The 18,972-nt window shown below is 65.8% G+C and carries 17 protein-coding genes and 1 riboswitch; of the genes, 9 read left to right on the top strand and 8 right to left on the bottom strand.

What is annotated here, in order from left to right; genetic code table 11:
- Window positions 1-12: 12 nt before the first annotated feature.
- Window positions 13-636, bottom strand: a complete 624-nt coding sequence (locus ABQY74_RS16515; protein ID WP_104644510.1) for an outer membrane beta-barrel protein — start codon at window positions 634-636, stop codon at window positions 13-15.
- A 218-nt stretch (window positions 637-854) separates the two neighbouring features.
- Window positions 855-1,033, top strand: a riboswitch (FMN riboswitch).
- A gap of 162 nt (window positions 1,034-1,195) precedes the next feature.
- Between ABQY74_RS16515 and ABQY74_RS16510 the strand changes: the two genes are divergently transcribed.
- From ABQY74_RS16510 to ABQY74_RS16485, 6 genes are all read left to right on the top strand, one after another.
- Complete coding sequence (locus ABQY74_RS16510) at window positions 1,196-1,798, top strand: riboflavin synthase (protein WP_104600012.1); 603 nt, start codon at window positions 1,196-1,198, stop codon at window positions 1,796-1,798.
- A complete protein-coding gene (gene ribB / locus ABQY74_RS16505; protein ID WP_039525502.1) occupies window positions 1,795-2,934 on the top strand; it encodes a 3,4-dihydroxy-2-butanone-4-phosphate synthase in 1,140 nt (379 codons plus the stop codon). The genes ABQY74_RS16510 and ribB overlap by 4 nt, the downstream gene beginning before the upstream one ends.
- 257 nt (window positions 2,935-3,191) lie before the next feature.
- Entirely contained in the window at window positions 3,192-3,656 is a 465-nt protein-coding gene (gene ribH, locus ABQY74_RS16500) for a 6,7-dimethyl-8-ribityllumazine synthase (protein ID WP_005997267.1), read from the top strand.
- Window positions 3,653-4,141, top strand: coding sequence for a transcription antitermination factor NusB (nusB, locus tag ABQY74_RS16495; RefSeq protein ID WP_024940797.1), 489 nt, complete (start codon window positions 3,653-3,655; stop codon window positions 4,139-4,141). Before ribH ends, nusB begins: the two co-directional genes overlap by 4 nt.
- A 119-nt stretch (window positions 4,142-4,260) precedes the next feature.
- Complete coding sequence (thiL, locus tag ABQY74_RS16490; RefSeq protein WP_047129305.1) at window positions 4,261-5,235, top strand: thiamine-phosphate kinase; 975 nt, start codon at window positions 4,261-4,263, stop codon at window positions 5,233-5,235.
- Between the two features lie 425 nt (window positions 5,236-5,660).
- Window positions 5,661-7,241 (top strand): CocE/NonD family hydrolase, encoded by a 1,581-nt coding sequence (locus tag ABQY74_RS16485; RefSeq protein WP_349792357.1) that lies wholly within the window; start codon window positions 5,661-5,663, stop codon window positions 7,239-7,241.
- Window positions 7,242-8,367: 1,126 nt separating this feature from the next.
- Here the strand turns inward: ABQY74_RS16485 and ABQY74_RS16480 are convergent.
- Window positions 8,368-9,312, bottom strand: coding sequence for a DegV family protein (locus ABQY74_RS16480; RefSeq protein WP_039525510.1), 945 nt, complete (start codon window positions 9,310-9,312; stop codon window positions 8,368-8,370).
- Between the two features lie 479 nt (window positions 9,313-9,791).
- Here ABQY74_RS16480 and ABQY74_RS16475 point away from each other — a divergent pair, with 479 nt between their 5' ends.
- Together ABQY74_RS16475 and ABQY74_RS16470 are read left to right on the top strand one after the other, a co-directional pair.
- The gene (locus ABQY74_RS16475; protein WP_016902289.1) at window positions 9,792-10,607 is read left to right on the top strand and encodes a cellulase; all 816 of its coding nucleotides are present in this window, start codon (window positions 9,792-9,794) and stop codon (window positions 10,605-10,607) included.
- 424 nt (window positions 10,608-11,031) lie between these two features.
- Window positions 11,032-11,778, top strand: a complete 747-nt coding sequence (locus ABQY74_RS16470) for a cellulase (protein WP_349782679.1) — start codon at window positions 11,032-11,034, stop codon at window positions 11,776-11,778.
- Window positions 11,779-12,070: 292 nt separating this feature from the next.
- Here the strand turns inward: ABQY74_RS16470 and ABQY74_RS16465 are convergent, their stop codons facing one another.
- The 6 genes from ABQY74_RS16465 to ABQY74_RS16440 form a co-directional block, all read right to left on the bottom strand.
- Window positions 12,071-13,672: a rhamnogalacturonan lyase B N-terminal domain-containing protein gene (locus ABQY74_RS16465; RefSeq protein WP_349792354.1), complete on the bottom strand. Its 1,602-nt coding sequence runs from the start codon at window positions 13,670-13,672 to the stop codon at window positions 12,071-12,073.
- A gap of 246 nt (window positions 13,673-13,918) precedes the next feature.
- The gene (locus ABQY74_RS16460) at window positions 13,919-14,245 is read right to left on the bottom strand and encodes a hypothetical protein (RefSeq protein ID WP_181109916.1); all 327 of its coding nucleotides are present in this window, start codon (window positions 14,243-14,245) and stop codon (window positions 13,919-13,921) included.
- Window positions 14,246-14,386: 141 nt separating this feature from the next.
- A complete protein-coding gene (locus ABQY74_RS16455; protein ID WP_349792352.1) occupies window positions 14,387-14,803 on the bottom strand; it encodes a DUF2809 domain-containing protein in 417 nt (138 codons plus the stop codon).
- The gene (locus ABQY74_RS16450; protein WP_104627800.1) at window positions 14,800-15,366 is read right to left on the bottom strand and encodes a hypothetical protein; all 567 of its coding nucleotides are present in this window, start codon (window positions 15,364-15,366) and stop codon (window positions 14,800-14,802) included. Before ABQY74_RS16450 ends, ABQY74_RS16455 begins: the two co-directional genes overlap by 4 nt.
- A gap of 139 nt (window positions 15,367-15,505) precedes the next feature.
- Window positions 15,506-16,786, bottom strand: coding sequence for an amidohydrolase family protein (locus ABQY74_RS16445; RefSeq protein ID WP_039525514.1), 1,281 nt, complete (start codon window positions 16,784-16,786; stop codon window positions 15,506-15,508).
- A complete protein-coding gene (locus ABQY74_RS16440; protein ID WP_039519021.1) occupies window positions 16,783-18,183 on the bottom strand; it encodes an amidohydrolase in 1,401 nt (466 codons plus the stop codon). Before ABQY74_RS16440 ends, ABQY74_RS16445 begins: the two co-directional genes overlap by 4 nt.
- Window positions 18,184-18,323: 140 nt before the next feature.
- On the opposite strand from ABQY74_RS16440, the gene ABQY74_RS16435 reads away from it, so the two are divergent.
- On the top strand, window positions 18,324-18,884 hold the full coding sequence (locus ABQY74_RS16435) for a DUF924 family protein (RefSeq protein ID WP_349792350.1): 561 nt from the start codon (window positions 18,324-18,326) through the stop codon (window positions 18,882-18,884).
- Window positions 18,885-18,972: the final 88 nt, after the last annotated feature.

Here is an 18,972-nt window from a genome sequence, read left to right as displayed (position 1 = left end):
GAGTCGCGTCGATCAGAAGCTCGCGCGCACGCCGACCTTGTACTGGTTGGCGTTGTCGACGAACTGCGCTTCGGCGACCAGGCCCCAGGTGCGGGTGAAGTTGACCTGACCACCCAGGGTGCCGACGAACTCGCCTTCGTCCACGTCGCTACCGTCGATATAGCCGGCCTTGATCCAGGCTTCGGTCCGCGGCGAGGGCTTGCCGCGCAGGCCCAGGTTGGCGAAGCCCAGGTTGGTCGAGTCGGACGCGCTACCCAGTCTGCGGCCGTTGACGCGCGATTCGACTTCGCCTTTGTTGCGGAGGGCAGCGACGTCGGCGGTGAACTCCACACGCTCGGTCATTTCCTGGCGGTAACCGATACCAACGTGTGCCTGCTGCACAGTGATGTCTGCAGTGATACCAGGAAACGGGCTGTAATTCTCGGTCGCGCGCTGGTAGCCAGCAAAGACGTACACCGGCTCGGCAATCTGCCAGGAGCCTCGGAGGTAGCCACCGTCGAGATCGTCGGCGTCGCCGTCTACACCGATCTCGGTCCGGTTCCAGCCGCCTTCGACGTAGGAATAGCTCACGCCTTCGGCCGAAGCAGCAAACGGTGCGGCGGCCAGCAGGGCAGCCAGAATCAGGGTGTTACGCATTGGATGTCTCTCTCCGAATTGATGTCCGTGTCTCCGTCCCGTTGCGGGAGGGAAAAAGCGACGTCTCCCGTCGCGGCGAGTAAATTAACAGATCCTTCACAATCCTGGCTATGGGGGATTACCCCACATGACGCAGTGTCCTGCCAGCCTTGGCCCACGCTCAGCCATCGCGCCGATGTGCCCTGTTAGACTTTGCGCACCGGTTCGCCGGTACTCACGAACGTCTTCAGGGCGGGGTGCGATTCCCCACCGGCGGTAGGCATGCGCAAGCATGCGAGCCCGCGAGCGCTTGCACTTCAGGGTTGAGCGGATCCACGCGAAACCCCTGCTGCGCAAGGTCAGCAGATCCGGTGCGATGCCGGGGCCGACGGTATAGTCCGGATGAAAGAAGACGGCCAACGCGCAGCCTTGCGGCTGTGCGCGCGCCTGTTTGCCTTGTGGCGTTTTTCGCTCAACTCCTGCGAGAAACGACTATGTCCATGCGTCACCCGTCGCGCTGCGTCGCGATCTTCCACCGCACCCCGTCCGCACTGTCGTCATCAACGACGGGGGTGCGCTGATGTTTACCGGAATCATCGAAGGCGTCGGCTATCTGGCGGCGCGCCAGCCGCAGGGCGGCGATGTGCGTTTCACCTTCGCCACCGGCAACCTGCCGTTCGAGGCGGTGCAGCTCGGCGAGAGCATCGCGGTCAACGGCGTGTGCCTGACCGTGATCGCTTTTGACGCGGGCAGCTTCCAGGCCGACGCCTCCACCGAAACCCTGTCGCTGACCACGTTGGGCGCCTTGCCGGAAGGTGCGTTGCTCAATCTGGAGCGCGCGATGCGCCCGACCGACCGCCTCGGCGGGCATCTGGTCAGCGGGCATGTCGACGGTCTGGGCCGGGTGCAGTCGGTACATGGCGATGCGCGCGCGCAGCGCTGGCGGTTTGCCGCCCCGCCGGCGGTGTTGCGCTATGTCGCCAAGAAGGGCTCGATCTGCGTGGACGGGGTCAGCCTCACCGTCAACGAAGTGGACGAGGACGGCTTCGAGGTCGCGTTGATTCCGCACACGGTGGCCAACACCGCGTTTGCGCAGACGGCGGTTGGCGCGGCGGTGAATCTGGAAATCGACCTGGTGGCGCGCTATGTCGAACGCCTGCTCGGCACGCGGGGTGCGGCATGAATTTCGCACCCGTTCCGGAATTGATCGAGGAACTGCGCGCCGGTCGCATGGTGGTGATCGTCGATGACGAGGACCGCGAGAACGAAGGCGATCTGATCATGGCGGCCGAGCTGGTCAAGCCGTCGGACATCAATTTCATGGTGACCCACGCGCGCGGGCTAGTGTGTCTGTCGCTGACCCGCGAGCGCTGCGCGCAGCTCGGCCTGGCGCCGATGGTGCGCAACAACACCGCGCAGTTCCAGACCAACTTCACCGTCAGCATCGAGGCGGCCGAAGGCGTGACCACCGGCATCTCCGCCTACGACCGCGCACACACCGTGCGCACCGCGGTGCGGCCGGATGCCAAGCCGCAGGATCTGAGCCAGCCGGGGCATATCTTCCCGCTGATCTCCCAGCCCGGCGGCGTGCTGACCCGCGCCGGCCATACCGAAGCGGCCAGCGACCTGCCGATGCTGGCCGGGCTGGAACCGGCCGGCGTGCTGGTGGAAGTGCTCAACCCGGACGGCAGCATGGCGCGGCGCCCGCAGCTGGAAGTGTTCGCGCGCGAGCACGGGCTGAAGATGGGCTCGATCGCTGATTTGATCGCCTACCGCCTGGCCAACGAGCACACCGTCGAGCGCGTGGACGAGCGCGAGATCAGCACCGAGTTCGGCCCGTTCACGCTGGTGACCTACCGCGACCGCATCGCCCACGACCTGCACTTTGCGCTGGTGCGCGGCACTGCCGATCCGGCCACGCCGACGCTGGTGCGTGTGCAGGTGGAAAACCCGCTGGCCGATCTGCTGCACTGGCAGCGCGACGACTTTGGCGTGGCCGCCACCGATGCCTTGCGTGCGATCGCCGCCGAAGGGCAGGGCGTGATGGTGGTGCTGTCGGCACCGCGCGACAGCGAATCCTTGCTGGCGCGGCTGCGCCAGCAACCGGAAGCGGCCACCAACGCCAAGGACGTCAGCCAGTGGCGGCGCAACGGGGCCGGGGCGCAGATCCTGGCCGAACTGGGCCTGGGCAAGTTGCGCGTGCTGGGCACGCCGCGGCGTCAGGTGGGCCTGGCCGGGTTCGGGCTGGAGGTGGTGGAGTACCTGGAATGCCACGCGGGCGAAGGTGTGCGCTCGGTGCCGGCGGCCGCGCTGCCCTGACGTAGCGCGGGCGGCCTGGAGCCGGCGCTGTCCGATGGTTGCAGGGCGCGCAACAGGAACCGCGCTGTCCGAGTGGTTCGCGCGGTTGTTGCGTATCGACCCTGCCAGCTGCGAGCCGCACCAGCCCGTGCTGCGCGCTCCACATTCGTTTCCTGGCGACATGGCCGGGGCTGCTTCGGCACCCCGGCCGCCACGTACCGGCCGGGCCAGGGCCCGGCAGCTGTTAAACTTGCCGCCCCCTCGAGTTGCCGACCCGCATGACCCACTACGAAGGCGATCTCCGCCCCACCACCGCGCGCTTTGCGATCATCGCCAGCCGCTGGAATGCCCGCATCACCGACGCGCTGGTCACCGGTGCGCGTCAGAGCCTGGCCGGCAACGGCATCGGCGAGGACGCCATCGACGTGATCCGCGTGCCGGGCGCCTGGGAAATTCCGATTGCCGCCAACCGCCTGGGGCAATCCGGACAGCATGCGGCGATCATCGCGCTGGGCTGCGTGATCCGCGGCGACACCCGCCACTACGAACACGTCGCCGACCTGTGCGCCGAAGGCCTGATGAGCGTGCAGTTGCAGACCGGCGTGCCGGTGCTCAACGGCGTGCTCGCGGTCGAGCGCGTGGAAGATGCCGAGGCGCGTGCCGGTGGCAGCCATGGCAACAAGGGCGAAGAATGCGCGCTTGCGGCATTGGAACTGGTCAATTTGATGGAGTTGTTGCCATGAGCAAGTCCGGTGGACACGCCCGCCACGTCCGTCGCGACGGCATCGACCCGGTGCTGCGTTCGCGCGCGCGTCGGCGTGCCTTGCAGGCGGTGTATGCCTGGCAGATTTCCGGCGGGTTCGCCAAGCAGGTGATCTCGCAGTTTGCGCATGAGCAGGCGCACGAAGTGGCCGACCTGGCCTATTTCGAAAACCTGGTCGAAGGCGTGCTGAGCAACCGCGCCGAGCTCGACACCGCGCTGACGCCGTATCTGGATCGCGGCGTGGAAGAAGTCGACGCGATCGAACGTGCAGTGCTGCGCCTGGCTGCCTATGAGCTGCTGTATCGCCAGGACGTGCCGTACCGCGTGGTGATCAACGAAGCGATCGAAACCGCCAAGCGCTTCGGCTCCGAGCACGGCCACACCTACGTCAACGGCGTGCTGGATCGCGCCTCGGTGGAGTGGCGCAAGGTGGAGTCGGGCGCTAGCGGCGCTAGCGGCGCCTGAGGCGCCTGAGGCGCCGCGGGAATGGAGAGTCGGGAATGGGGAATCGTAAGAGCACCATCTCCGATATCTCCTGACGCGCTTTTGCGATTCCCGATTCCCTTCTCCCGATTCCCGCCCACATGCCCGAATTCGATCTAATTGCCCGCTTGCGCGCGCGCATTGCGGCGCGTGCGGATGTGCCGTTGGGGATTGGCGACGATGCGGCGCTGCTGCAGCCGCCGCCGGGCGAGCAGCTGGCGATCACCGCCGATACGCTCAATGCGGGCGTGCATTTTCCGCACGAGACGCGTGCCGAGGATCTGGGCTGGAAGACGCTGGCGGTCAATCTGTCCGACCTGGCGGCGATGGGCGCGCAGCCGCGCTGGTGCACCTTGTCGCTGTCGTTGCCGCACGATGATGCCGCATGGGTCGACGCATTCGCCGATGGATTCTTTGCACTGGCCGATGCGCATGACATTGCGCTGGTCGGTGGCGACACCACGCGCGGGCCGTTGTCGTGCGCGGTGACCGCGATCGGCAGCCTGCCGCCGGGTGCGGCGCTGCGTCGCGATGGCGCACGTGTGGGCGATGACGTCTGGGTCACCGGCGCGCCGGGCGAGGCGGCGGCGGCGTTGTCGCTGTGGCAAGCCGGCCAGCTGGACGTGACCTGCGCGGCGGCCGATCCGTTGCACGAACTGTGGCGCGGCCGCCTGCTGCGCCCGCAGCCGCGCGTGCAGGCCGGGCTGCGCTTGCGTGGGCTTGCGCACGCCTGTGTGGACATCTCCGACGGCTTGCTGGCCGATCTGGGCCATCTGTGCGAACGCAGCGGTGTGGGCGCGCAGCTGGCGCTGGCGGCACTGCCGGCGATGCCGCGCAGCACCGGGATCAGCGCGCTGCAATGCATCGGTTGGCAACTCGGCGGCGGCGACGACTACGAGCTGTGCTTCACCGCCGCCGTGCAACACCGCGACGCGGTGGCGCAGGCAATGGACTTCGCCGGAGTCGCGGTGACGCGCATCGGCCAGATCGTCGCCACGCCAGGCGTGGTGGTCCACGACGCCGACGGCAACCCGTGGCAGCCGCCGCAACGCGGATATCAGCACTTCGTCGGCTGAGCTGAGCGCGCAGAAGGCGTTGCGCGGGCGTGCTGCATTGCAGCCAACGTCTGCAGGTCCGGAGCGGCCAGACGATAAACGCACGTTGTTTCCACGCCGGCCGGGCCCGCGACTGCGGCGCGCACGCGCACGCGCACGCACCCGAATCCCGAATCCCGAATCCCGAATCCCGAATCCCGAATCCCGAATCCCGAATCCCGAATCCCGAATCCCGAATCCCGAATCCCGAATCCCGAATCCCGAATCCCGAATCCCGAATCCCGAATCCCGAATCCCGAATCCCGAATCCCGAATCCCGAATCCCGAATCCCAGCCCTTGAGCCATACCGTACCGTCTGGTACGTTCGCGGCGTTCTCCCCCGAACCACGGATGCATGGCAGTTGCCGCTGGGCCATCCCGGCCCGGCCTTGCGTGGGAGAGAACCATGAACAAGCCTTGGATCGGAGGCATCGCCGCATTGGCGTTGCTGGTGGCATCGGCGTCGGCGGTGGCGGGCGCTTTCAGTAAGACTTACGAACGGATTCCCGGCTGGGACGGCGCGCCGATGGGCGCACTGGTCTTGGTGCCGCAAGAGCAGGGCAGCGGGCCGTTTCCGCTGATCGTGATGCCGGCTAGCTGGTCGTTGCCGAATCTGGAATACCTGGGCCGCGCGACCCAGCTGGCCAGCGATGGCTACGTGGTCGTCAGCTATACCTCGCGCGGGTTCTGGGATTCGGCCGGGCAGATCGATATCGCCGGCGCCGACACGGTGGAAGACGTCAGCGCGGTGATCGACTGGGCGCTGGCGCATACGCCGGCCAATGCGAATGCGATCGGTGCGTCGGGCATCTCGTATGGCGCGGGCATCAGCCTGCTGGCGGCCGAGCGCGATCCGCGCATCAAGGCCGTGGCTGCGCTCAGCGGCTGGGCGGACCTGGAAGCGTCGCTGTATTCCAACCGCACCGTCAGCCAGCAAGGCGTTGGGCTGTTGGTTGGTGCCGGCGCGTTGACCGGACGTCCCGGCCCGGATCTGGCGCAGATCAGCACACGGGTTGCCGTTGGCGATTACGACGGCGCCGTGCAGGGCTTCCTGCCGCAGGCCGCGTCGCGCAGCCCGGCAAGCGATGTGGCCGCGCTCAATGCGCGTGGCACGGCGGTGCTGCTGGGCAATGCCTTCAACGACGGCCTGTTTCCGCCGAACCAGACCATCGCATTCTTCAACCAGTTGCGTGGGCCCAAGCAGTTGCTGCTCAGTCAGGGCGATCATGCCACCGCAGAATTGCCGGGCGCGCTCGGCCTGCCCAACGAGGTCTACACGGCGACCACGCGCTGGTTCGATCGTCATCTCAAGCAGCTACGTAACGGCGTGGACAGCGAAGCGCCGGTGCGGCTGTCGCCGCGCGCGGGGCAATGGCTGGAGTACGCGGACTGGGCGTCGGTGCAGCAAGGCAACACGCGCCTGGGGTTATCCGCACCGTCCGGATTGCTCAGCCCCACCGGCGGTTTGATCGGCGGCACCGCCAGCGGGTGGCAATCGCGCATCGCCACTGATGTGCCGACGTTGGCCGACTCGGGCGTGGTCCTGGTCAGTGGCCTGTTGCAAGGCATCGGTGTGCCGGTCACCACCTCGATTCCGTTGGTCAATCGCATCGGCGCGGCAGTGTGGGTGGGTGCGCCATCGAACACGCTACGGCGACTGGCCGGCAGTCCATCGTTGCGCGTGACCGTGGTACCCAGCCAATCGAAAGTAAGCCTGTTCGCCTATCTGTATCGCATGGACGCGCTAGGCGTGGCGCAACTGATCACGCATGCGCCGTACTCGCTACGCGGGGCCACGCCAGGCCAAGCAGTGACGCTGGATTGGCCACTGCAAGCGGCTGCTACGGAGATTCCGGCAGGGCAACGCCTGGTGCTGGTGATCGACACGCAGGACGTGCGCTACACCGATGCCAGCGATGGCGGTGGCACGGTGACGTTTACCTCGCCGGCGGCAACGCCATCGGTATTGAACGTGCCGCTGCGGTAACACTGCGCTGGGCTAACTCGGATAGCGCCGCGTCCGGTCATGGTCCCAATGCAAGCCGAGCAACGCGCAAGCTTTGCAAAGTATCGATTAACTCTCAGGTGCGTTGTCCTCGCCGCTTGCGGGACCCTTGGCGGCACGGATGCCGCCCACTGAGCTTCCAGGGATGGATTCACGGCGTGTCCCGCAAGCGGTGAGGGCACCGCGCACTCGACTGACCAAGTTTTTGATTCAAGCATCTGATCTCGCCTAAACGGCGTCACGGTTCCAAGTCTTTATGCGCTTTGGGCGTCGTACTCCGAAGGCCTGGATAGCGCGGATAGATCAGTTGTAGAGCGGTTGATCCGCGGCTTCGCTGCAGGGCCCTTGTCCGCCCACCCTCGCAGGACACGCCGCAAGTACGTCCCTGTAGGCTCTTACGCGGCATCCATGCCGCGTAAGGTCCCGCGACGGTGAGCGGGCAAGGACCGGTCGAGATGGTCGGTGTGCGTAGGCAAGCGAGGCATGACATGCGTTTTTGTACAGCAGCATTCCCAGTCAGTTGTCCAAGACGAGCCGAGCAAAGCAATCAGCAGGCTTTCAATGAAGCAACCTAAAAACTTCCTGGTGCGGTGTCCTTGCCGGTTGCGGGACCCTTGGCGGCATGGATGCCGCCAAGGAGCCTCCATGGACGGATTCACGGCGTGTCCCGCAAGCGGTGAGGGCACCGCGCACTCGACTGACCAAGTTTTTGGTTCAAGCATCTGATCGCGCCTAAACGACGTCACGGTTCCAAGTCTCTATGCGCTTTGGGCGTCGTACTCCGAAGGCCTGGATAGCGCGGATAGATCAGCTGTAGAGCGGTTGATCCGCGGCTTGGCTGCAGGGCCCTTGCCCGCCCACCCTCGCAGGACACGCCGCAAGTACGTCCGTGTAGGCCCTTACGCGGCATCCATGCCGGGTAAGGGCCCGCGACGGTGAGCGGGCAAGGAACCATCGAGATGGTCGGTTTGCACGGGCAAGCAGCGCATGACATGTCGAGATGGTCGGTGTGCGTGGTTGTCTTTGGAGATCCGGGGTGCGCGGATAGGTCAGCTGTAGATCGGCGTGTCCCGAAGCCGGCGATGGCGCCGCGCCCTCGGCCTTGTCTTCAGGCCGAAAAAGTATGCGGTTCGGCTGCAAATGCCACTGCCAGTGCGCCCTTGCCGACGTTGACCATGCCGGTCAGGCTCATCACGCTTTCGAACAATTCCACGTCGTGGGTCTGACAGGCGCTTTGCAGGGCGGCGTAGCCGGGCAGGGCGTGCAGCTCGGCCAGTTCGCCGCCGTAGCCCACGCACACGGTCGGTGTCATCAAGCCCTCGCGGACCTTGCGCACGGTGAAGCCGAACAGCTTTTCGGCCGACGGCTCGAAGCCTTTCAACTTGGCCACCGGTTCGGTGACGCCGCGGTAGGCGCGCAGCACTGGCTTGATGTCCAGCGCGCTGCCGAGCGCGGCGCCGATCAGGCCCACGCTGCGATCGCCCTTGGTGCGTGCACGCGCACGCAGGTAATAGAGATCGCGTGGAATCATGTAGCCGTAGGTGTGTTCGGCCAGCTGTTCGAGCCGGCTGCGGATTGCCGCCACGCCCTGACCCTGCGCGCGCAGGCGTACTGCTTCCACTGCAGTGATGCCCTGGCCGGCAAACAGGTTGAGCGTATCGATCACGCGCAGCGCGAACGGCGAGGTGTGGCCGGCGGCCTGCCGGATCGGCTTGTAATCGTTGAGGATCGCGAAGCTGGCCTGCATCGCGTTGTCGAAGATCTGGCTGCGCAGCTTGGAGATGGTCAGGCAGAACACGTGGTCGTAGTCGATGACCAGCCGTTGCAGGAACAGGTCGCGAATCTGATTGACAGAAAACGGCGTGGTTTCCGCCTCGTGCCCACGCTCGGCCACATGCGCCTGCAGAAAGCTCAGCGTCGCTTCCTCGTCGCGGTGATCGGCCAGCACCGCTTCGCCGATGCGTACGCTGATCGGTAATACGATGACGTTGTTGCGTTGAATGAAGTCCTGCGGCAAATCGCAGGCACTGTCCACCACGATTCCGATGCGCATCGTCGCCCCCTCCGGCTGTTGCGTTATCTGCAACTGCGAACGCTATCGCAAAACAGCGGAGGCGAGTAGGGCTGCCGGCCGAAAGCTGGGTCCCCTACGCAAGAGCGCGCGAGGGGAGCCCCGCGCACTGCCACCAGGCAAGCTCGACGCATCCGAATAGGGCCTGGAGCAAGCAGCCGCAGGCATGGCCGAAATGCAGACCACCGCCATGTGGCTCTGCACCATTCGCGCGCACCGCACCGTCATGCAGATGACCGGTACATCCTGAGATGCTGCGATTTACGCTGCGAACTGAGCATCTGCGCACGCTTCGGCTGCAAGGTAGCGCCCGCTATCGCAGATGACGAGCGAGGCCTGCCGCAATTGCTATAGCTCCCGTCACAAGGCCGCTGCTAGGGTCCAACGCGACCGCTGCAGAGCGGCTTCTCGACGCTGCCGCACCGGCATCGCCGCGCTGAACCCACACGGAGAGAGTCAACATGCAGAACAGCCAATCCAGCACCCTTACTCAGACCGGCGCACAGGCGCCGACTACACGGCGGCGCGCATCGCGCTGGTGGAAGGCTGCACTGGCCGTGGGTCTGGTCGCCCTGGCGCCGGCGGCGCTGGCCGGTCCCTACAAGGTCTTCGGCAACCACTATGCGTGGGTCAATAATTTCAACGATCCCAACAACATCATCCAGGGCACGTTCGGCACCGGCAGCACGCCTGAGCTGACCGTCACCTTCAACTTCGCCGACTACAATCTCTATGGCTATCCGGCGATCGTGCGCGGCTGGCATTACGACTGGAACCCGACCAGCGACACGCTGTTTCCGCGGCAGATTTCCTCGCTGAGCAAGATCCCGCTCAAGTTCACCTACAGCGCCGGCGGGACCAATCTCGCAGGCGACTTTGCCTACGACATCTTCTTCCGCTGGGATACTGCCAAGGGCAACCCGCAGCTGGAAGTGATGATCTGGGGCGACCACAACTCCTGGCCGATCGGCACACTGACTGCCAGCAAGGTGATCACCGCGGGCGGGCGCACCTTCGACCTGTGGGAGGGCTTCAACTCCGGTGCCGGCTATTACGTCTACACCTTCATTCCGACCGGCACCGCCGGGCAGGCCACGCTCAAGACCAGCGGCAGCCTCAACGTGGACGCCAAGCCCTTCCTCAACTGGTTGCAGACCAACCGGTCCAAGGATGGGCGCTACAACAACAGCATGTATCTGCATGCAGCCGAAGCCGGTTTTGAAGTGGTGCGCGGCAATGGTTGGGCCAAGGTGAGCGCGACGCTGGATGCGCAATAAGTACAGCGTCCATCGGCCGCATGGCTGAGGTGCGTAGTTGGCGTTTGAGACCGGCGTGCAGTACAACGCACGCCGGTGCCCGCATCTGCAGTGCTGGCTTGAAGATAATCGTCGACGATTGCCGACCACTTGAGAGTCAATGAGGTGGCGTGTGCGCGGCGCATGCATTGCATGCCTCGCGTACTGGATGAGGCCACGGTGACCGGTTCGCATGGATGACCACATCTGCGCCCCGTCAGTGCGTGGACATTCGGAATACCGCGCGCCTGCGTCGTGGTGCCGGATGCGCAAGGGTCGGTCATCCACTGCGCGGTGTTGCGCCGTTGTGGTGGGTACCTGTGTCCAATCATCCCTCATCGGAGTACACCCCATGCAAGTGCACGACGGTTTCCGTTCGCTGCTGTCCCTGCGTTGCGGCTTGTCGTTGCCGCGCGCCGCTGCGCTGGCCTTGGCACTGGCCGCTGCCAGCGCCACTGCCTATACCGGCCAGACCAAGGTCTACGGCACGCAGTACGCCTACAACAATAATTTCAACGACAAAAACAATAATATCCAGGCGACGTTCGGGTCGGGCAGCACGCCGAGCATGACAATCAGCTACAACCTGCCCAGTGGCACCTTGTATGGCTACCCGGCGATCTGCCGCGGTTGGCATTACACGATGAATCCGGCCACCGATAGCTACTTTCCGCATCAGGTGTCCAAGATCGCCAGCTTGAGCGGCGCATTGGCATTCACCACCAAGGGTAGCGGGCAGACCGGCGATTTCGCCTACGACCTGTTCTTCCGCAAGGACACCAGCAAGGGCAATCCGCAGCTGGAAGTGATGATCTGGGGCGCCAATAATTCGTATCCGCTGGGCACCCTGACGACCTCCAATGCCATCACCTCAGGCGGCGTCACCTACGATCTGTGGGAAGGCAACAACGATGCCGCCGGCTATTACGTCTATACCTTCATTCCACATGGCACGGCCGGCAACAGCAATGCCTTGCCTGCCAAGGGTAGTGTCAATGTCGACGTCAAGGCCTTCCTGACCAGGTTGCAGGACCTGCGTGCCAGCGATGGCCGCTACAGCAATGCGCTGTATCTGCAGGTGGTGGAAGGCGGCTTCGAGGTCACCGGCGGCATGGGTACGGTGTCGCTCAGCGGGTCGATTGCCGCCAAGTAAGCATGCTTGCCGACAGCGATCGACTGACGGCAGTCAGGCAGGCCGAGTCAGCGCGTACGGCTTATGCATGACGGCGTGCATTGACCATGCATTGTTAGGGCGTTCCGCTTCCGGAATCTTATGCACCACCGCACTCACCGTACGCAGCCGCGTGCGGTGAATGCGACATCGGTGTGTCTTTCACTGCCATCGCCAGCCCTGCGAACGTGCCAATCAAATGCGGCACGTGCCACGGACTCCGCGATGCGTGTGAGAACTTGTTTCTGTCCGGCCATCCCGCTCGCCAAAGCGCTTACAGCGCCACCAGCTGGATACTGTCGAACACCACGGCCGGGCTGAGAAAGCCGTTGTCCGGCGATCCCGAGGCGATGCCGATCTCGATCCGGTTGCTGCCCGATTGCAGCGCAGATGCCGGGATGTCCACCTCATACAGCGTGTTGTTGCCGCGCCATGTGCCGCGGGTGATGCCGCGTGTCTTGGGTTGCGTGGGCGCGGCCGGCACCGGGCCATTCCAGCGCGCATTGACGCTGATCTGCGGGCGCGCGCCGACCTGCGTCAGTGGCACGAAGATGCGCAGGCGATAGCCACGCACTTCACTCGAGCCCAGGGTGAAGTCGATACGGGTCGGGGTATTGATACCGCGCCATTGCACTGCCGGAAAGCTGGCCGCGCTGCTCGATCCAACCGTATAGGTCACCGGGACCCAGCTCATGCGCTTGTCGGATGGATGCGCGCGTGGCAGCAGATCCGCATGGCGGAAACCGGCCGGCGTGCCATCGGCCGTGCCGATCTGCCACTTGAGCGTTCCCGGCAGCACAACAGCTTGCAGTGCCGCCTGCGCGGTCGCGTTGGCGTGGATCTCCACATCGCGTTGCGCGACCTCCAGTTCGTGCTGGTAGAGCGTCATGCGGTAGCGTCCCGGGCGCACGCCGGCAATCTGGTAATCGCCGCTGCCGTTGGCGGTGGCCCAGTATTCGGCCTGGTCGTTGCGCAGGCCGATCACGGCAGGCTGGCCGGACAGCACGCCGCTCACCCGGCCGCTCAGCGCTCCGCGCCCGTCACTGGCGAGATAACCGGTCAAACCCAGCGTTGCATCGACAAAAGCGGTGTCCAGTTGCGCGCTGGAAGGCGTCCCGCCATCGGTGAACAGCAGCCCGTACACCCCATGCAGGCCACCGCGGAATGCCTCGGTCTGGGTGTGATCGGAATACATGTAGTTGTAGAGCTCATGCGTCACGCGGGTTTTCTGGGTGGCGATGTCCTTGAAGAACGGCCCGCCGGAACTGCGCTCGCGGTTACCCATCAGCATGAACACCGCCACGCCCGAACCGCTGACGCCGTGCACCTGGTCGTCCATCATGCGGCGCGCCGAATAGAACTTGGAACTGGTGCGTCCGTCCGGCAGCAGGAACACGTCCTCGCCTTCCACCGGGCTGCCGACATTGGAGTCCGGCTCCTGCTGCGCATTGGGCAGCTTGGCAACGTTCAAGCGGGTGACAAAGCGCAGCTCGCCGATCTGCAGCAATGTCGGTGCATAGGTGGCCATGTAGATCGCGTTGCGGCCCTTGCGTGCGATGTAGTACTGGGTCAGGTCGCCGGCCTTGGCCGAGACCACGATCGTTCCGCCCACCACGCGCGCCTCCACACTGGCGCTGCCCAGGCCGGAGGCGATCTGCGAGCCCTTGGACTCGGTGGTCTGCAGCTCGTTGTCGCGATAACGCATCGAGACGATGTCGCCGTTGCCGGTGTTGACCGCAAACACCAGCTCGGCGCCGGTATCGACAACCACACGGTCGCCGCTGCGGGTGACGCCAAATGCGGCGATGGCCGGCGCGCTGACGCTGCCGTACAGGAACAATGTGCACGCCAGGATGCGCAGGATAGTGCGGGGCATATCGATCTCCATGCCGAAGTAGGGGCGTCGCTATGGTGCCGACGCGCGATGCTAGGCGGGCTGGACAACGGCGGCGATGGCCGGACCTGCAGAGCGTGCACCGCGTACAAAATGCAGTGCTGAAACGCAGCGCAGTTCACGCTCCCTCTGCGATGCGCAGGCATGCGGGACGACGCCAGGGCATTGCGGTGCGCCAGCCGGGCAAGCGCCCTTGCGCATCAGTGCGGCCGCGCTTGTCGTGCAGCGTCAGCCCGGGGCGTCGCGCGCCGAGGCGATGGCAGCCATCCACTGTTCGCGCTTGCCGATCACGAAACGGTGCTCGCCGCCGTCGTGCAGCTGCACCGCCAGCGATGTCGGCGCCACCGGCAGCAGGCCGAACAGGCGCGTCCAGCGTGGTTGCATTGCTGCAATCTGGCTCAGGTGCACGGTCAGCGACCGGGTCTGTATGTTGTAGGGATGCGGCTGGAAGTGCAGCGCATCGGCGGTCAGGATCAGCCGCCCGCCGACCGCTTCCAGTCCGCGTAGCAGATTGGCCGGCGCCTGGCGCAGCACGACGCGATCGATCGAGCGCAAACCGCCTCCCTGGAACAGCGAGGTCACGGTGACGCAGCGGCGGCGCAGGCACGCCGTTGCTGCTGCCGAAACAGGACGCCAACGCTGTCGATCAGTGCCAATGAGGAGACGGAAAACATGCGGTAGGCCCGAAGGAATGCATCAATGCGGCGTTTGCCGCCGGGAGGACGCAGCGATGCGGCACGACGCCACATCGCCGATGTACGCCGCGCCGCCGCCGACCAGGTACATCAGCAGATCGTGCACGGTGGCGGTATTGCCGAGCGCGATGTAGGCCGCGCTGCCCGGGCGCAGTCCGAGCCGGTCGGCCAGATGCAGCGCCTGCAGCCCTTCGATCAGGCACCCGATCGCCACCGCCAGCACGCACGCCCAGCGTGGCGGCAGCGCAAGCACACCGCGCAGTCCGCAATACACCAGGATCACCGCCAGCACATCGCCCAGGCTGCCGCGTACCCACGGCCCGCCAAGTCTGCCAGCGCCGATCGCCACTTCGATGACAAACACGGCCAGTGCGATCAGCAGGTAGACGCAGCGCACGCCCAATGCCATGCGGGTCATTGCGCTGGCACGCGGGTGCGTTGGCGCCCGAGCGTGAACGCGCCGGTCAGCGGAATGCTGACGCCGCGCCGGCGGTCCTTGACCGTGACCTGCACCTGCCAGCGGCCGGGCGGATCGCTCGCTTCGGCAATCACCTGCAAGGTCGCCTGCGCCAGATAGACATTGCGGGGATCGCCCTTGATCTCGCCCTGCAGGCACGGCGTATCGACCGTGTCCTGCGCCACATGCCCGGTGGGGTCGGTCACCCGGATGCTGCACACCACATCGGCATGGCGGCGCTCGTCCAGGCCGGGGTTGGACAGAAACGTCAGCACGAACAACGCCTCGCCGGTGCCGACATGATCGACCGCCTTGAAGTGCGGCACGGTATCGCTGGGCGTAGTCCATTTTTGCTCCCAGTCCGTATCGGAGGTCACCAGGAGGCTGGCGCCGAAGTCCTGCACGGTGTTGCGGCTGGGCGAGGCGGGAACCGACCGGCCTTGCCGGTCGACCCAGCCCGACTGGGCGAAGGCAGCGAGTGGAAGCAGCACCAGCGATGCGATCAGGATGCATAACAAGCGCATGGCCGGTCCTTTGCAGACAATGCCGCCGGCACGGTGCCGGCGAGCAAGGCATGCAGTGTGCCAGCGCACGCGGCGCCGGCAGCTGTCGCAATGTGGCGGTATCGCAACGGCGGCGCGCGCAACCGCACGCCGCTCCCGATCACTTCAGATAGGCCCGCGGCAACGCACCGGCCGGTTGCATGTAACGCTCGCGCAGCTCGGTCTGGCGTGAGCGCATCGGCATGTCGCGACCGCCCAGCCACACCTGCTCGGCGTAGTGGGCGACATCCAGCGGGTCGCCTTCCCACAGCACCAGGTCGGCCTGCTTGCCGACCGCAATGCTGCCGATGCGATCGGCCACGCCGAAGATCTCCGCCGGCACCCGGGTCAGGCCGGCCAGGCCGGCTTCCCACGGCAAGCCGTTGGCCACCGCATTGCCGGCCAGCTGGCGCTGTTTGCGCGCGTTATGCGAGGCATCGCCGCTCTGGGCAAAGCTGACCTCCACGCCGGCCGCGCGCAGCCGTGCGGCGTTTTCCAGCGTGGCACCGATCTGGTCGAAGGTGGACGGCAGGTCCGCCAGCGCGTCCACCAGCACCGGCACCCTGGCCTGCGCCAGTTGCGGCGCGAGCTTCCAGGCCTCGGCACCACCGGCAATGGCGATGCGCACCTTTTCGCGCTGCGCCCAACGCAGCAACTGGCGGATGTCTGCGGCACGCTCCACCTGCACCACGATGCGGCCTTGCCCGGCCAGGTACGTGGCCAGCACGCTGCGGCCGACCGGTGTCAGCAGCGCATGCGGCGAGTCGGCCGGCACGCGTCCGCGCGCTTCGGCCACCAGCTGGTCGAGCAGCATCCATTGCGCGGCACGCGAGCTGCCGGTGAGATCGGAGGCCGCCGCACCGATGCGGATGAACAGGGCATGCGGGCCGAGCGGGTCCGGGCTGCCATCCAGCCGCACCACGCCGCCTTGCCCGGCGATGAAGGCACCGCTGGTGGTCGCGCCCAGCGCGGTGAAGCCGATGCCTTCCACGCGCGCCACCGGCACCAGCACCGAATCGGGGTTGTAGGCCAGGGTGACGTCGAATTCCGGACGCATCGGCTGGTCGCTGAGCTTGACGCCGCTGTCCACGGTGCTGTCTTCGCCGGAGACTTCTTCGATGCCGATCTCGGTGATGCCGCCGAACAGGGCCGGCGTCAGCGGGCGGCCCCTGGCCTCGACCACGCGGCCATCGGCCGGCACGGCCAGGTTGCTGCCGATCGCGCGGATCACGCCGCCCTGCACCAGCACATCGGTATTGCGCAGCGTGCCTTGTGCGGTGGCGGTATGCACGGTTGCGCCACGGATCAGCACCTGCTGGCCGAATGCGGGCAATGCAAGCACTGCCAGGACCACCGCGGAGATCACGCGCAGACGCGGGCGCATTCCAGTTGTGCGGCTCATCGCGCCACCTCCTGGCCGAGCATGAAGTCCGACACCGGCTGCAGGCGGCGATCGTGGCGGTCGTAGACCTGTGCGCCGTCGATATAGACCTGTTCGGCCAGCGCGTAGGAGCTGAAGGGATTGCCGTTCCACACCACCATATCGCCCATCTTGCCCGGCTCCAGTGCGCCGGTCTGCTGCTCGATGCCAAGCGCCTTGGCGGCATTGCTGGTGAGCCAGCGGATCGCACGCTCGGGCGGAATCTCCATTCCGCTGCGGCGCGCATTGGCGAGCACCTTGGCCGCTTCCTGATTCAGGCGCTGGATGCCTTCTTCCGAATCCGAATGCACGATGGCGCAGCTGTTGGCCGGCCTGTCGACCAGCGCGATGTTTTCCTGGATGCCATCGAAGGCTTCCATCTTGAAGCCCCACCAGTCGGCCCACAGCGCGCCGCAGACGTTCTCCTGCGCCAGCCGGTCAGCCAGCTTGTAGGCCTCTACGCCGTGATGGAAGGCGGCGATGTGGAAGCCGAACTCCTTGGACAGGTCCAGCATGGTCGCCATCTCGTCGGCGCGGTAGCAGTGGATATGCACGCGGATGTCGCCGTTGATCGCGCCGGCCAGCGTGTCGAGCTTGAGATCGCGCTTGCCGCCGGCATCGCCGCTACTGTCGTTGTCGCCGCCGCTGCTCCACCAATGGCGCTTTTTCGCGGTCTTTTTCTTCGGCGCATTCTTCTGCAGATACTCGGCCGCATCGATGAAGGCGGCACGGTAGCCGGCCACGTTGCCCATGCGCGTGCCGGGGCCGCCCTTCTGGCCGTACACGCGTTTGGGGTTCTCGCCGCAGGCCATCTTCAGGCCCCAGGGGGCACCGGGAAACTTCATGCCCTGGTAGGTGGTGGAGGCGACATTCTTGAGGGTGACGCCGCGCCCGCCGATCAGATTGGCCGAGCCGGGCAGCACCTGCAGCGAGGTGACGCCGCCGGCCAGGGCGGTGCCGAAGCCGGGATCCTGCGGCCAGATCGAATGCTCGGCCCAGACGTTCGGCGTCACCGGGGCGGTCATCTCGTTGCCATCGCTGTGCGCGCTGACGCCGGGGCTGGGATACACGCCCAGATGCGAGTGCACGTCGATGATGCCGGGCGTGACCCACTTGCCGGTGCCGTCGATGCGGCGCACATCGGCCGGCGCCTCCAGCCCGCGCCCGACCGCGGCCACCTTGCCGTCGCGCAGCAGCACGTCGGCATCGTCCAGCCGCTGGCCGGTGCCGGTGAGCACGGTGGCGTGCTGGATCAATACCGGAGCGGACGCGAGCGCGCGGTAGGTGCTGGGATAGGGGTCTTGCACGAAACGCGATGCCGCAGACACAGGACCGCACAGCACGGCCGCGCCGAGCGCGGCGAACAGGATGGAACGCATGGATTTCCCCGGTGCAACGAAAACGTCAGCCGCAAACCTAGCGGCCGGCGGCGTGCTTGCCAAGTGCTGCACCGTCGGTGGCGGCGGGCTCATCACATGCGCCAGTGCATGCTATGCCGTATTCGTCAGGGAATACGTCGATGATCGTCAAGTCAGAGCGCAACAAACAGGCCGATGTGGTACTGGCTTTCTGGGAACTGGCCGGCTCGGCCCGCTGGTTCACGCACAACGATGCGTTTGATGCCAACTTCCGCCAGCATTTCAGCGAGCAGCACTTTGCAGCGGCGCGTGGCGAATATGCGCACTGGATGGAGCGTGCCGAAGATGCGCTGGCCCTGCTGATCCTGCTCGACCAGTTTCCGCGCAACGCGTTCCGCGGCAGCGCGCATGCCTATGCCACCGACGGCCTGGCGCTGTCCTGCGCCAGGCAGGCAATCGCCAGCGGCTTCGATCAACAGGTCTCCGCGCAGTTGCGGCTGTTTTTATATCTTCCGTTCGAGCATGCCGAAGATCTGCAGGAGCAGGCGCGCTCGGTACAGCTGATCACCACGCTGGACGATGCAGAAACCACGCGCTGGGCAGTGGAGCATCAGCAGATCATCCAGCGCTTCGGACGGTTCCCGCATCGCAATGCGGTACTGGGGCGCGAGACCACCGCCGAAGAGCAGCAGTTTCTCGATGACGGCGGATTTGCCGGCTGAGGAAGGCGACGATTGTGGCCTGCCGCGGTTGCACGCCGCTGTGGCTTTCCCTCGCTGCACATTGCGTATGGGCACGCGGAGCGAGTGA

It is taken from the genome of Xanthomonas sp. WHRI 7064 (assembly GCF_040202355.2).
Lineage (GTDB): Bacteria > Pseudomonadota > Gammaproteobacteria > Xanthomonadales > Xanthomonadaceae > Xanthomonas > Xanthomonas arboricola.
This window is presented reverse-complemented; position numbering and strand designations above follow the sequence as displayed.

Coding starts and splice junctions, on each gene's coding strand:
- ABQY74_RS16515 (WP_104644510.1), bottom strand. CDS start 636: ATGCGTAACACCCTGATTCTGGCTGCCCTGCTGGCCGCCGCACCGTTT.
- ABQY74_RS16510 (WP_104600012.1), top strand. CDS start 1,196: ATGTTTACCGGAATCATCGAAGGCGTCGGCTATCTGGCGGCGCGCCAG.
- ribB (WP_039525502.1), top strand. CDS start 1,795: ATGAATTTCGCACCCGTTCCGGAATTGATCGAGGAACTGCGCGCCGGT.
- ribH (WP_005997267.1), top strand. CDS start 3,192: ATGACCCACTACGAAGGCGATCTCCGCCCCACCACCGCGCGCTTTGCG.
- nusB (WP_024940797.1), top strand. CDS start 3,653: ATGAGCAAGTCCGGTGGACACGCCCGCCACGTCCGTCGCGACGGCATC.
- thiL (WP_047129305.1), top strand. CDS start 4,261: ATGCCCGAATTCGATCTAATTGCCCGCTTGCGCGCGCGCATTGCGGCG.
- ABQY74_RS16485 (WP_349792357.1), top strand. CDS start 5,661: ATGAACAAGCCTTGGATCGGAGGCATCGCCGCATTGGCGTTGCTGGTG.
- ABQY74_RS16480 (WP_039525510.1), bottom strand. CDS start 9,312: ATGCGCATCGGAATCGTGGTGGACAGTGCCTGCGATTTGCCGCAGGAC.
- ABQY74_RS16475 (WP_016902289.1), top strand. CDS start 9,792: ATGCAGAACAGCCAATCCAGCACCCTTACTCAGACCGGCGCACAGGCG.
- ABQY74_RS16465 (WP_349792354.1), bottom strand. CDS start 13,672: ATGCCCCGCACTATCCTGCGCATCCTGGCGTGCACATTGTTCCTGTAC.
- ABQY74_RS16455 (WP_349792352.1), bottom strand. CDS start 14,803: ATGACCCGCATGGCATTGGGCGTGCGCTGCGTCTACCTGCTGATCGCA.
- ABQY74_RS16450 (WP_104627800.1), bottom strand. CDS start 15,366: ATGCGCTTGTTATGCATCCTGATCGCATCGCTGGTGCTGCTTCCACTC.
- ABQY74_RS16445 (WP_039525514.1), bottom strand. CDS start 16,786: ATGAGCCGCACAACTGGAATGCGCCCGCGTCTGCGCGTGATCTCCGCG.
- ABQY74_RS16440 (WP_039519021.1), bottom strand. CDS start 18,183: ATGCGTTCCATCCTGTTCGCCGCGCTCGGCGCGGCCGTGCTGTGCGGT.
- ABQY74_RS16435 (WP_349792350.1), top strand. CDS start 18,324: ATGATCGTCAAGTCAGAGCGCAACAAACAGGCCGATGTGGTACTGGCT.